The organism is Enterococcus sp. DIV1083b, from assembly GCF_051713705.1.
Taxonomy (GTDB): domain Bacteria; phylum Bacillota; class Bacilli; order Lactobacillales; family Enterococcaceae; genus Enterococcus_D; species Enterococcus_D casseliflavus.
In genome coordinates, this window is record NZ_JBIOQJ010000001.1 from 1,443,064 (window position 1) to 1,456,469 (window position 13,406).

The 13,406-nt window shown below is 42.0% G+C and carries 10 protein-coding genes; all 10 read left to right on the forward strand.

What is annotated here, in order from left to right; translation table 11 throughout:
• Positions 1 to 13: 13 nt before the first annotated feature.
• The 10 genes from IGI69_RS06630 (at position 14) to licT (ending at position 13,245) form a co-directional block, all read left to right on the forward strand.
• Positions 14 to 922, forward strand: a complete 909-nt coding sequence (locus IGI69_RS06630; RefSeq protein ID WP_438740145.1) for an ABC transporter ATP-binding protein — start codon at positions 14 to 16, stop codon at positions 920 to 922.
• A gap of 2 nt (positions 923 to 924) precedes the next feature.
• Positions 925 to 1,728, forward strand: coding sequence for an ABC transporter permease (locus IGI69_RS06635; protein ID WP_438740147.1), 804 nt, complete (start codon positions 925 to 927; stop codon positions 1,726 to 1,728).
• A 107-nt stretch (positions 1,729 to 1,835) separates the two neighbouring features.
• Entirely contained in the window at positions 1,836 to 2,057 is a 222-nt protein-coding gene (locus IGI69_RS06640; protein ID WP_005225816.1) for a YneF family protein, read from the forward strand.
• 200 nt (positions 2,058 to 2,257) lie between these two features.
• Positions 2,258 to 4,006, forward strand: coding sequence for an ABC transporter ATP-binding protein (locus IGI69_RS06645; RefSeq protein WP_060792801.1), 1,749 nt, complete (start codon positions 2,258 to 2,260; stop codon positions 4,004 to 4,006).
• Positions 4,006 to 5,781, forward strand: a complete 1,776-nt coding sequence (locus tag IGI69_RS06650; protein ID WP_010748035.1) for an ABC transporter ATP-binding protein — start codon at positions 4,006 to 4,008, stop codon at positions 5,779 to 5,781. Before IGI69_RS06645 ends, IGI69_RS06650 begins: the two co-directional genes overlap by 1 nt.
• Before the next feature lie 674 nt (positions 5,782 to 6,455).
• A complete protein-coding gene (locus IGI69_RS06655) occupies positions 6,456 to 7,808 on the forward strand; it encodes an SLC13 family permease (protein ID WP_074931563.1) in 1,353 nt (450 codons plus the stop codon).
• A 62-nt stretch (positions 7,809 to 7,870) separates the two neighbouring features.
• Complete coding sequence (locus IGI69_RS06660; protein ID WP_074931560.1) at positions 7,871 to 10,000, forward strand: hydantoinase/oxoprolinase family protein; 2,130 nt, start codon at positions 7,871 to 7,873, stop codon at positions 9,998 to 10,000.
• Between the two features lie 17 nt (positions 10,001 to 10,017).
• Positions 10,018 to 10,731: a hypothetical protein gene (locus tag IGI69_RS06665; protein ID WP_438740152.1), complete on the forward strand. Its 714-nt coding sequence runs from the start codon at positions 10,018 to 10,020 to the stop codon at positions 10,729 to 10,731.
• A 148-nt stretch (positions 10,732 to 10,879) separates the two neighbouring features.
• Positions 10,880 to 11,989 carry a LacI family DNA-binding transcriptional regulator gene (locus IGI69_RS06670; RefSeq protein ID WP_438740154.1) on the forward strand — a complete coding sequence of 370 codons (1,110 nt, stop codon included), beginning with the start codon at positions 10,880 to 10,882 and terminating at the stop codon, positions 11,987 to 11,989.
• Positions 11,990 to 12,402: 413 nt separating this feature from the next.
• Entirely contained in the window at positions 12,403 to 13,245 is an 843-nt protein-coding gene (gene licT, locus IGI69_RS06675; RefSeq protein ID WP_438740156.1) for a BglG family transcription antiterminator LicT, read from the forward strand.
• The last annotated feature ends 161 nt before the right edge of the window (positions 13,246 to 13,406 follow it).

Genomic DNA, 13,406 nt, shown 5'->3' on the forward strand with positions numbered 1-13,406 from the left:
AGAAGGGGTAACTTTGACAGAAGTATTAGCACTGCAAAATGTTTCCAAATTGATTGGGACCAAACGAATCATTGATGATGTTTCCTTTGTGGTGGACCAAGGACAAGTCGTTGGTTTATTAGGGCCCAATGGGGCTGGGAAGACGACGATCATCCGAATGATCGTTGGCTTGATGAAGCACAACACAGGATCGATTGCCATTATGGGAAATTTATTGGATTCTTCTTTTAAAACAGCGATTGCCTCAGTCGGAGCGATCGTTGAGAATCCTGAGTTTTATAATTATATGACCGGTTATGAGAATTTGATGCAGTATCAGCGTATGGCGAAGAAAAAAGGCACAGCCTCTGAGCTAGAAGCCCTGATCCGTCAGGTGCATTTAGAAGGACATATCCATCAAAAAGTCAAAACCTATTCATTAGGGATGCGTCAGCGTTTAGGTGTTGCCCAGGCATTGGTCCATCAACCAGACTTATTAGTTTTAGATGAACCGATGAATGGCCTGGATCCTAAAGGCATGCGGGAGTTTCGAGAAATGATTCTTTCTTTGAGAGAAAAAGGAGTTTCTGTCTTAGTTTCCAGTCATCAATTAAGCGATATCGAACAAATTGCCGATCATTTGATCGTGGTGCAAAAAGGAAAAGTCACTCATCAAGTAGCAATGGCAGAGTTGAAAGCAGAGAAAAATGTGTTGATCATCAAAACCGATGATCACTTGCAAACAGAAGCACTGTTAAAAGCTTCCTTTGACGTCGAGGTCTTGCATGTAGAAGACGAATTGCACGTCACGTTGCAATCAGATCAGCGTTCTGAAATCGCTGTAGCGATCGTGACGGCGGGCATCGGCTTAAAAGAACTACGGACAAAGCAATCTTCTTTAGAAGATACATTCTTGGCTTGGACCGAAGAAGGAGGTTTGTAAGCATGCTGACATTGATTAAAAATGAATGGATCAAATTAACCAAAAAGCGTTCTACTTGGATCATGCTGCTTTTATTGGTTTTAATGACGTTTGGCTTGACCTATGTTGTACGCTTAGGTAGTCCAGAAATTGGTGCCAATGATTTATTTACTTCTTTAAGCGATATGACGTCGTTCTTAAACTTATTTGTAGTGATTGTGGCGGCTTCTTCAGTGGCGGAAGAGTTTAGTCGAGGAACGATCAAGTTCTTATTGATTCGGCCTTTTTCCAGAAGTCAAATCTTAGCAGCAAAAGCCATCAACACGTTTTTATTTGCGCTTTTAGGGACTGCTGTTTTACTAATCAGTAGTTTAGCAGCCGCCAATTTATTTTTAGCAGCTGAATCACCTTTTGCTGCTACTGGCTACAACGGGCTAGCGGCGATTCTCGTTGCCCTTGTTTTTGCGGGAACCAACTTGCTATTGATTGTCTTTTATATTGCATTGACCATCTTTATCTCAGCCGTGATTCGCTCCCAAAGCTTGGCGGTAGGCTTAGGCTTGGGTATGTTGTTTGGAAGCAGCATCATCAACTCGATCATGCTTTTTGCGCAAGAAAAATACCCATGGCTGAAGTGGAATCCATTTAATTTTATGAATATTAAAGAGCAAATACCGAGTTTATTAAATAGTCCTGACATGCAGATGACTGCCTTTGATCCGGGATTGGGCTATTGGGAAATGGCGATCGGGATCCTTGTTTACAGTGTTTTAATCTACCTTTTAACAAATTGGTTATTCAACAAAAGAGATGTCGCATTAAGTTGAGGAAACGAGTGAAAGTTTTTGGATAAATCCAGCTTTCACTCTTTCTTTTTGTGTTTTTTTCTAGTAAAATGATTCATTGAGAGTACAAGAGAAAGGAGAGTTTTCAAATGACTATTAATATAGGAATCGTAATCGTGATCGCTGTTGTTGCAGCATTACTAGGCGCTGTCGGCGGCTTCTTTTTGGCGCGTAAATATATGCAAGATTATCTAAAGAAAAATCCTCCCGTTAATGAGGATATGCTTCGCTCGATGATGATGTCAATGGGTCAAAAACCTTCTGAGAAAAAAATTCGTCAGATGATGCAGCAAATGAAAAACCAAAAGTAGGTTTTTTTCTAAAAAGCGGGCTGATTTTATCAGCTCGCTTTTTATTGCGGCAAAACGCAGGAGCCAATAAAAAATGTCCCCAGGCTACTTTTTCTGTTTACGTTCTGTGAATAGCGGGGTAGCAATCGAATCTGAATCCAATGAATATTCGGAAAAATCGCAAAATTTAGGCAACAGGTCATAAAGAAATGGAGAGTGTTATGTCAATATTTAGGAAGTTAGGTTGGTTTTTTAAACAAGAAAAGAAACATTATTTGTTAGGCGTAGGCTCTTTAGTCTTGGTCGCCTTGGTACAGTTGGCACCTCCCAAAGTTATCGGGATCATCATCGATGAGATTGCGGAAAAAGAGATCTCGATGCAGACGATCTTTTTTTGGGTCATGATCTTGATTGCTTCAGCCATCGCTCAATACGTGTTTCGTTTTGTCTGGCGAACGCATATCTGGGGCAGTGCCGCTCGGCTAGAAAAAACGTTACGCAGACAGCTATTTGCACATTTTACAAGGATGGATCAGTTGTTTTATCAAAAGCATCGGACAGGTGATTTGATGGCCCATGCCACCAATGACTTGAATGCCATCCAAAATGTGGCAGGGGCAGGGATCTTGACCTTTGCCGATTCCTTCATCTCGGGAGGGGCAACCATCATTGCGATGGTTCTCTTTATCGACTGGCGGTTAACGATCATTGCTCTATTGCCGCTGCCTTTCTTAGCAGTCATGGCAAGGGTTCTTGGCAGCAAATTGCATGATGCGTTTCGTGACTCGCAAGAAGCATTTTCTTCCATCAACGACAAAGCCCAAGAAAGTATTACTGGGATGAAAGTCATCAAAACCTTTGGACAGGAAAAAGAGGACATCGCTGATTTTCAAACCAAAATCGACCATGCCATCATCAAAAACCGCAAAGTCAATTTTCTGGATGCCTTGTTTGATCCGTTTATTACGATCATCATCGGAATCTCCTATGTGCTAACGATCATCGTCGGCGGCAATTATGTTATGGACGGTACCATCTCGATCGGTCAATTGGTATCCTTCATCAGTTATATCGGTATGTTAGTTTGGCCGATGTTTGCCATCGGACGTCTGTTTAATGTGCTGGAACGAGGCAATGCTAGTTATGATCGGGTTGCCGAATTGTTGGCGGCCAAGACCCATATCATTGAAGCCAAAGATGCGGTCGATGCCCCAGCCCAAGGAACGGTTGACGTTCAAATCAATGATTTTCACTATCAAGGAGATGATTTTGCCCTGCAAGACATCCACTTTACTTTGCCTGCCGGGCAAACACTTGGTGTCGTCGGGAAAACCGGTGCTGGAAAAACCTCTTTGATGAAGCTCTTGTTGCGAGAGTATGATTCATTTGACGGGGCGATCACCTTCGGGGGCATCGACAGCAAGCAATACTCCTTGAATGCTCTTTTGGGGTCGATCGGTTATGTTCCGCAAGATCATTTCTTATTTTCCATGACGATTCGAGACAATATCCGCTTTGCGCAACCACGGGCTTCTCAAGCAGAAGTGGAAGCAGCTGCTGGATTGGCAGTGATCCACGAGGATATCAGTCAGTTTCCTGAAGGGTACGAAACGATGGTGGGGGAACGTGGTGTTTCTCTTTCTGGCGGACAAAAACAGCGGTTATCCATTGCCCGTGCTTTGATCACCGATCCAGAATTATTGATTTTAGATGACGCTCTTTCAGCAGTAGATGCCAAAACGGAAGAAGCTATTTTACAACAGTTGCGGACGTTCCGTCAGAATAAAACAACGATCATTGCTGCCCACCGCCTAAGCAGTGTCAAGCACGCAGAAGAAATTCTCGTGATCGACAATGGGAAAATCAGTGAACGCGGGACCCATGAACAATTATTGGCTGCAAATGGCTGGTATAAAAAAATGTGGGACAAACAGCAACTAGAAGCCAAAATCGAAGGGAGTGAAGCCTAATGCAAGAATCAGAATGGAGTAAATCGATTCCCTTTAAAGAGCAAAAAAACATCATCAAACGAATGTTTCTTTTTGCCAAGCCATTTCGAAAAACCTTCTATGCAGCGATCTTTTTTGCTTTTGTGCTATCGATCGTCAATATCCTGTTGCCTTTGATCATTCAAACCTTTATGGATAATTATTTGACCAATCAAACGGCGACCCAGCAAGTCATTTATTTCTTTGCTGCATTGTATTTCTTTGGGGTGTTGGTAAAAGCTGTGATTTGGTTTTTCCAATGGTTCCTTTATTCGATGGGTTCTTTAAAAACCTATCAGTATATTCGAGCAAAATTATTTGAAAAATTGCATAGTCTTGGGATGCGCTATTTCGATCAGACGCCAGCGGGTTCGATCGTTTCACGGGTCAGCAACGACACAGAAACGTTGTATGAATTTTGGTATGTCTTCTTGATGGTATTGACAGGAATTTTTGCGGTGGTTTCTTCCTTTGCCGCCATGTTCCGCATCAACGTCAAAATTGCCTTACTGAACTTGATTTTTCTGCCGATCCTAATGGTAGTCATCTGGTATTATCAAAAATTCAGCTCTCGTATCTATCGTCAAATGCGGGAAAAACTGAGTCAGCTGAATACGAAATTGAATGAATCGATTTCTGGTATGCAGATCATTCAGCAATTCCGTCAAGAGGCGCGGCTGAATGAAGAATTCGAAGCGACCAACGATGATTATTTGAAAACTAGATACGCTATGATCCGCACGAATGCGCTGCTATTATCACCAATCATTAGTTTGTTGTATGCCTTAGCAATCGCCTTGTCGTTGACGGTCTTTGGGTTTGATGCCTTAGAATCGCCCATTGAAGTCGGGTTGATTTTCGCCTTTACGACCTATATTCAAGGATTCTTTAATCCCATGACACAGATGATGGATTTTCTCAGCGTCTTTACTGATGGGATGGTCGCCGGCAGCCGTATTCTAAAGATTATGGATAACGAAGAATACACGCCCCAGCAAAACCCCGATGCTAGTCAAACCATCACCAAAGGAAAAATCGAATTTCGCGATGTCAGTTTTTCCTATGATGGTAAAAACAACGTATTGAATCATATTTCTTTCATCGCCTATCCAGGTGAGACCGTGGCTTTAGTCGGTCACACAGGAAGTGGCAAGAGCTCGATCATCAATGTGTTAATGCGTTTTTACGAATTCGGGGAAGGGCAAATTTTGATCGATGATCAAGATATCCGCGACTTCACGATGGAAGAGCTTAGGAAAAAAGTCGGACTCGTATTGCAAGACGCCTTCATGTTTTATGGGGACATCGCTGACAATATCCGCTTATTGAATCAGGACATTCGTGAGGAACAGATCGAAGCAGCAGCAAAATTTGTTCAAGCAGATGCCTTTATTCAAAAATTACCTGGTAAATACCACGCCAAAGTGATTGAACGGGGCGCCAGCTATTCAAGTGGGCAGCGACAATTGATTTCCTTTGCTCGCACCATGGTGACCGATCCGAAAGTGCTGGTCTTGGATGAGGCGACTGCCAATATCGATACTGAAACAGAAGGACTGATCCAAGAAGGGTTGGCAAATATGCGTCAAGGGCGAACCACGATCGCGATCGCCCATCGATTGTCTACCATCCGCGATGCCGAGTTGATTTTGGTGCTTGATAAAGGCTCGATCGTCGAACGAGGCACCCATGATGAACTTTTGGCTCAAAAAGGGTTGTATGCCGATATGTACCGTTTGCAGGCAAGTGAAGTTTAAACGACCAATAGACCTTAAAATACCACCTAGGTATTTAAAGGTCTATTTTGTATAAATTGAACAAATGGAGGAAAAAATTTCTATTTGTGATTGACAGCGTTTTCACCCTTTGCTATCATGTAGACATTAAAGCAACTAGCTCCTAGACATACAAACGGATCAAACGGTCGCGAGACCTTTCGGTTAAGATTAGGAATCACACGCAGTCAAGCGAGTGGCAGAGGAGCTCTATGTGAAATGTTGCGCAAATAGGAGGATCAAATTATAGACTAGATATATGAGAGAAGTTGCTCTAAGCAAAAGGCAAGTATCCTGAGCCTATTTTTTACGAAGAACCCAACCAACGAGAGAGGATTGTGGAGGGTGATTGGAATAAAGGCAGTCCCATCGAGAAGGGGGCGAAAAGGAATGTATTGAGAGCTCAAAGATAGTCGAGTGGATAAACACGAGAAATCATTCGTTGTTTTATTTTTTTAAATTCTTTGTTAACCGGTTAACTAAAACGGTTAACAAAAAAGAGGAGGAAAGCAAACGTGGGGAATAGTCACAAGTTTAGCCGTTTTTTTCATGGCAAAGGTTGCATTCAGCGAGAATAGGGAAAGTAGCAAACGTAGAAACTTGCAACACGATCTATGAAAAAAAAATAGTTCAAATGGAAAGATGAGGGAAAATTTATGGTAGAAATTATAATTGGTATTTTAATGATCGTTTCTTTCTTAGGAATGGTTTGGTACTGCGTCAAAGGGTTCAACCTGATGGTAGGTTTCTTCGTTATGGCAACACTTTGGACCGTTTTAGCTTTTATTGGCAATGCGTTGAGTCCGGATTTAACAGCTTTGAATTTTGTCGATACGATCACGAACATTTATCAAACAGGACCCGCCGGTTTTGCTAGTTCGATTCTGGTCAATATTTTCTTCGGTTCCTTCTTTGGTCGGATTTTGATGGATACAGGGATCGCAGCAACGCTGATTCGGAAGGTTGTTGAGCTTGGTGGAGATAAACCACGGATCACCATGACCCTTTTATGTACTGTTACTGCCTTATGTTTTACTTCCATGACGGGCATTGGTCCTGTAATCTCTATCGCAGTGATCGTTATGCCGATTTTGCAAGCGTTGGGTATTCCAACAGCGATTGCTTTATTCGCTTTTATGGGTTCCATCATGGCGGGAATTTTTGCCAATGTAACAAATTTTGTGCAATACCAAGGTATTTTAGCAGCATTACAACCTGAAGGAAGTCAATCCATGATGGAATATGGGTTTTCCGACTATTTCACATTCGGCATGATCGCACTAGTCGTTTCCTTACTTGTGACATTAGTTTTTGCCAATATTGCTTTAAGTCGTGCGAAATCATCAAAAGTCAAAGCGTGGGCTTCCACACCTGGTGCAACTTCAGGCGATGCTCCTTGGTATTCTTGGGTGGCTGTGATCGCACCAGTCTTACTCGTTGTGTTTGCTGAGTTTCCTATTATTCCTGCATTTATTCTGGCAGCTTTGTACGCCTTACTGACTTGCGGAAAATTAAAAGGTGGTTTCGTGAATATTTGCCGCATGTTAGCTAAACAATTTGCAGATGGTGCTGTCGATGTTGCGCCCCTGGTAGGTTTCTTATTAGTACTGGCTATGTTTAATTCAGCTGCAAGTCTCGCGGTTCCTTTCTTTGAACCAATCGTTGGCGGTCTAGTTCCTCATAGTACCGTGGCTCTTGCGATCTTATTTGCCATCTTAGCACCCCTTGGTTTCTTCCGTGGTCCTTTGAACTTAGTCGGATCAGGAGGCGCAGTAGCGGCAGTGATCTTAGCTGCCACAAATTGGGATCTGGCATTCATTTTTCCACTTTTCGCTGTGGTCACGATCGCTCCTCAGCATTTGGATATTACTCAGTCATGGGTAGCATGGGGGCTAGGACATCATAAAGTTGGTTCTAAAGATTTCATGAAGTTTTCGATACCAGCTGGGTGGCTTTCTAGTGCGATCCTGTGTATCATTGCGCTCATTTTGTTCGGATTGAATAACTAGTCGATGAAGGAACGTAGCTAATCAATAAATCATGCAACTATGGATGTAGGAGGAAAGTGGAAATGAGTGAATTAAGAAAAGTTAGAATGGGGATCGATGTAGGCGGTACCCATACAAAAGCTGTCGCTATCGATAATCTGACTCACGAGATCATAGGAAAATCTAGCGTGAAGACTACCCATGATCATGAACGGGGGGTAGCTGCTGGCGTTGTCGAGAGTTTTCAAAATTGTATGAAAGAAAATGATATTGACCCAAAAAGTGTGATTTTTGTTGCTCATTCAACCACCCAAGCCACGAACGCTTTGATTGAAGGGGATGTGGCTGACATTGGTGTTTTCGGTATGGCTCGGGGTGGTTTCGAAGGGTTTCTGGCAAAGCGTCAATTAAAAATTGCCGATATCGTCCTAGGGAATCAGCGATCCATTAAGATCATCAATGCCTTCTCAAAACTCAAAGGAATGAATAAAGCGAGTGTGGAAGAGATGATCGATGATCTAGTGAGGCAAGGATCAGAAGTGATCGTCGCTAGTATGGCTTTTGGAGTAGATAATAATGATGCTGAGAATCTAGTGATGGAAGTTTGTACAGAAAAAGGAATTCCCTGTACCGTTGCTTCGGATATTACGAAACTTTACGGATTGACCAGAAGAACACGAACGGCCACTATCAATGCAAGTATTTTACCTAAAATGTTATCTGTCGCAAATTCAACAGAAGTCTCTGTGAAGGAGTCGGGAGTAGATGTACCCTTAATGATCATGCGCGGCGATGGTGGGGTTATGGAAATTGCTGAGATGAAAAAGCGACCAGTTCTGACTATGCTCTCGGGTCCAGCAGCTTCAGTAATGGGTTCACTGATGTATTTACGAGCATCAAATGGTGTGTATTTTGAAGTAGGCGGCACAACCACCAATATCGGTGTCATTAAAAACGGACGGCCAGCGATCGACTATTCTGTCGTTGGCGGACATGAAACATACATTTCCAGTTTGGATGTTCGGATCACGGGCTGTGCAGGGGGTTCCATGATTCGTGCAACTGCTAATGGAGTGGTAGATGTAGGACCTCGTTCTGCTCATATTGCCGGTCTGGACTACGCAGTCTACTCTGATCCAACCAATTGGACAGGAGGAAAGGTGGAATTCTTTAGTCCGAAAGAAGGAGATCCTGCGGATTATGTTGCAATCAAATTTGATAATGGTGAGCGGGTAACTATCACCAATTCGTGTGCAGCGAATGTGTTGGGCTTAATCAAACCGGAACATTTTTCTTATGGGAATATCGAAGCGGCTCGAAAAGCGATGGGCGTATTAGCGGATTATTGTGGCACGACGATCGAAGATATCGCGACTCAAATCATGGAGCGTTCTTATGCAAAATTAGAGCCAGTCATTTTGGCTTTAGCAGAAAAATACAAATTAGAAAAAAGCCAAATTTCCTTAGTAGGAGTTGGTGGCGGCGCTTCGTCATTAATTATCTACTTGTCAGAAAAAATGGGCGTAAAATATTCGATTCCGGAGAATGCTGAAGTGATTTCCTCAATTGGCGTCGCCCTAGCGATGGTGCGAGATGTCGTTGAACGGATCATTCCTTCCCCTTCGAAAGAAGACTTGCGATCAATCAAAACAGAGGCTATCAATAAAGCCATTGAGAGTGGGGCTACCCCAGAAAGTGTGGAAGTCTTTATCGAAATCGATCCTCAAACGTCTAAAGTCACAGCCATTGCGACTGGTTCCACCGAAGTCAAGACGACGGATCTTTTAGCAGAGGCAACCGTCGAGGAAGCCCAAGAATTAGCAGCAGGCGATTTGGGGCTACCTACCAACGAAATTGATCTTTTAGAGAAAAGCTCGCATTTTTATGTGTTTGGAACCCGTGTTTCTTCAGGAGACAATCCGGCAATTCGAATCCTTGATAAAAAAGGCTTTATTAAAGTACAACGAGCTTCAGGGAAGGTCATCAAAACTACCGCGGAGAATTATGTGCAAGCAGTCGAGCAACTGTGGGATGACTTGGCGATCTATCAGACAGAAGTGATTTTGCGTCCAGATTTCTATATTTGTGCCGGACCACGGGTGATGGATTTTTCAGTAAACGATTTGGAGGCATTGATGTTGTTGATCGATATCGAAATGTCGACTTTAGATCCAAATGAAGAAGTGATGGTTCTGGCGGCGAATTCCCTATGATCAAGCAGAGGTTTTTCTTGAAACAGCAACATACGGTTGATCTGGCATTATTAGAAACGTGGTATGAACAGCTCATGCCCATCAACGAATTCAGTTGGGGAGTATTTGAGTTTACCCGCGAGATGCTGCGTAATAAAGTGAGTGAAGAGGAAAAAAACGAAATCATTGAAGAAGCCATTCTATGTGGTAGAACATGGGCGCAAAAAATGCTCGACCAGTTTGATTTAAAAAAACAGGAAAAGGCAGATCGTGCCTGGTACTTGGCGAATAAGCTTGGTTTATCGATTACGGAAAGATCTGGAAAACCGACGAAGTTTCGTATGGTCTTTGCGCAGTTTATCATGGAGCGCTCCATTGAATTGATCACTGAACCCATTGCTGCTTACACCGAGCTGACTCGATCTTCGGAAATATTGCCTAAACCAGAAGTTATCCGAGGAGTCTTGATCGCTCATGAAATTTTTCACTATTTAGAAGAGCAACATGGGGCAACGATGTACCATATCACCAAAACGATTCCACTGTGGCGCTTTTTTTCCTACGAGCATCGTTCAACGGTTGGTTGTGCTTCGGAAATTGCGGCGATGGCCTTTGCAAAAGAACTGTGTGAGACAGACTTTGTGCCTCAAATGTTAGATATTTTGCTTTCTTATCCGTTGGAAGTCGACTTTTCAAAAAGTATATATGAAGTCGTGCAGCAAGAAATGCGCCACATTGAAGCAATGGGCTAGTTCTTTGAAAATCGCTCACTTAGCGGCTTCTTTACGATCCGTCACTATTGAGATAGGACAGTCCATGTCAAACGAAATCGGTCCTTGTTCATTTTTCAAGGGTTCCATGATATAATTGACCAACAGCAAAAAGCAAGGCGTGGATTGAATGGCAAATGAGAAAATCACCATTAAGATGGTGTCAGAAAAAGCAAATGTTTCAAAAACCACCGTTTCTAGATATTTGAATGGCAAATATGAATTTATGTCAGCAGAGACAAAAAAGCGCATCGAAGAAGTGATCGAAGAGCTTGAATACCGTCCAAATGCGCTAGCACAGGGGTTGAAAAACAATAAAACGGGATTGATCGGCATCGTTGTCAGCAATATCATGATCCCGGAAGTAGCAGCTTTAGTTCGAGGCGTCAATGATTATTGTATACGAAAATCTTTTCAGGTGATTCTTGTTGAAACCGATCACAAAAATATTTCTCAGCAGGATCAAATTCAAGCGTTGATCGACCGTCAAGTGGAAGGGCTGATTCTGTCGTCGAATCAGAACGAAGCATTCGTGAAAAGCTTGACTGAGCAAAAGGTCAAGATCGTGCTGGCTGATTGCACGATCGAAGAAGTGATGATTGATACAGTCATCGTTGATAATGAAAAAGCGACGGGCGAGATGATTCAACGAATTTATTCAGAAGGCTTTGATCGAGTCGCTTACTTTACACCACCGCTCACAACGCCTAGTCGGAAGAAAAAGCTCGCTCTTTTTCTGGAAAGTTCTAAAATCGCAGTTAGAAATCCTGAACAACTAGCATTTGAGATCGAAGAAACACAAGCGGCATTTGACGCGTGTAAGGAGTCACTAAACGAATTGTTGAAAAAAAATCAAGGCTATCGTTTAGCAATACTAGCTGAAAACAGTGAGTTGATGTTTGCGTTGATCCATGTGATCTATAGCTTGGGCTTACGGATTCCAGAAGACGTTGCGATCGGGGGCTATGATGATTTAGGCTGGAACAAACTTTATCATCATGAAATGTCTGTGATTGAAAAACCGTCGTATGAGATTGGTTCGCAAGCTGCTGAACTCATAGTCAAGCGGATCTCAAAAGGGAAAATGCAGTATAAACCAAAGGTGATCGAAGTACAGCCAAAAATCAAAATGAATGGTTCGACACAAGTGAGTGACAATAGTTTTGATAAGATCGTTATCCGTATGAACCAAGAAAACCAGCCCTACATCAAAAAAAATTATCGTAAACAAGATGATTAGGTTTTTTTGAAAAACAAGAAACAAATGACACCACAGCCGGCTCCCCAAAGATTAGATTGATCAGTCAAGTCTTTGGGGAGCGTTTTTTTCATTCGCTAAGGGTTTTGTCTTTATCTAAGATAAGAATGAATAGAAATTGATCGCTGGTGTTTTTAAGAAACGATCAATAGATTCGTATTAGGTGTCGGTAAAAATAACGAACAACGATTGACAGCGCTTTCTACCTTTGCTATGATAAAGATAATAAAACTGGTTCTAATGGATAGTGATTGTTGATTTTTAACAAGCTAAACCTGATGAAGCTGCGGTATTTGCGCTGCTTTCATGAGGTTTTTTCTGTGTTGACTGTTGGCTCAGCAATAAAGACAAGCAATGAACCATATCCGCAATGATAAAGTAAGTGGGGGTAGGACATGAAAATCAGTAAAGTGTTAAACAATAATGTTGTGATCACTACCGATCAAAGTCAAAACGAGATTATTGTTATGGGGCGGGGGATTGCATTTAAGAAAAAAGTGGGAGATGAAATTTCTTCAGAAACGGTCGATAAAGTGTATCGCTTAGAAAATCAGACGATCTTATCTCAATTTCAAGAGCTGCTTGCTGACTTACCACTGGAATATCTTGAATTATCCAATGAGATCATTGAGTATGCTCGGCGAGAATTGTCATCCCCAATCAATGATTCCATTTACATCTCCTTGACGGATCACATGCACTGTGCCATTGAACGATCGAAAAAAGGAATGACGGTCAAAAATGTCTTATTGTGGGATATCAAGCGTTTTTTCCCCGATGAGTACCAAATAGGCTGCAAAACAGTAGAGAAAATCAAAGAACATTACGGGATTCAGCTGCCAGATGACGAAGCTGGCTTTATTGCTCTGCATCTCGTCAATGCGCAAACTGAGAATGGTGACCAAGGCAATATTGCTGAACTAACCCAAACGATGCAAGACATCATAAACATTGTTAAATATTTTTTCAAAACAACCTTTGATGAAGAGTCCGTTTATTTTTATCGCTTCACTACGCATTTGAAATTTTTTGTTTCAAGAATGCAAAACTATACTACTCATGTGGATGAAACCGATGAAGATCTTTTGGCTATGGTCAAAGTGAAGTACCGAAATGCGTATCAATGCGTACAAAAAATCGCTGAGCTATTAGAAAATCAGTATCAGTATCAAATGTCCAGTGACGAAAGTTTGTATTTAACGATTCATATTGCCAGACTTGTGCAAAAAAATCGTTGATTGAAAAAAACAAGAAAGGAGAAGGATTTTTTGATTCATGAGAAGGTGTCGAAAAAGAAAAATTTCTGCGCAATGATTCTTATCAAACGTCAGCTTCAAGACATCTGACCATGTAGCAAGAAATCAAAAAAAGAAAACATTTTGGATAGTGACATTCAGTT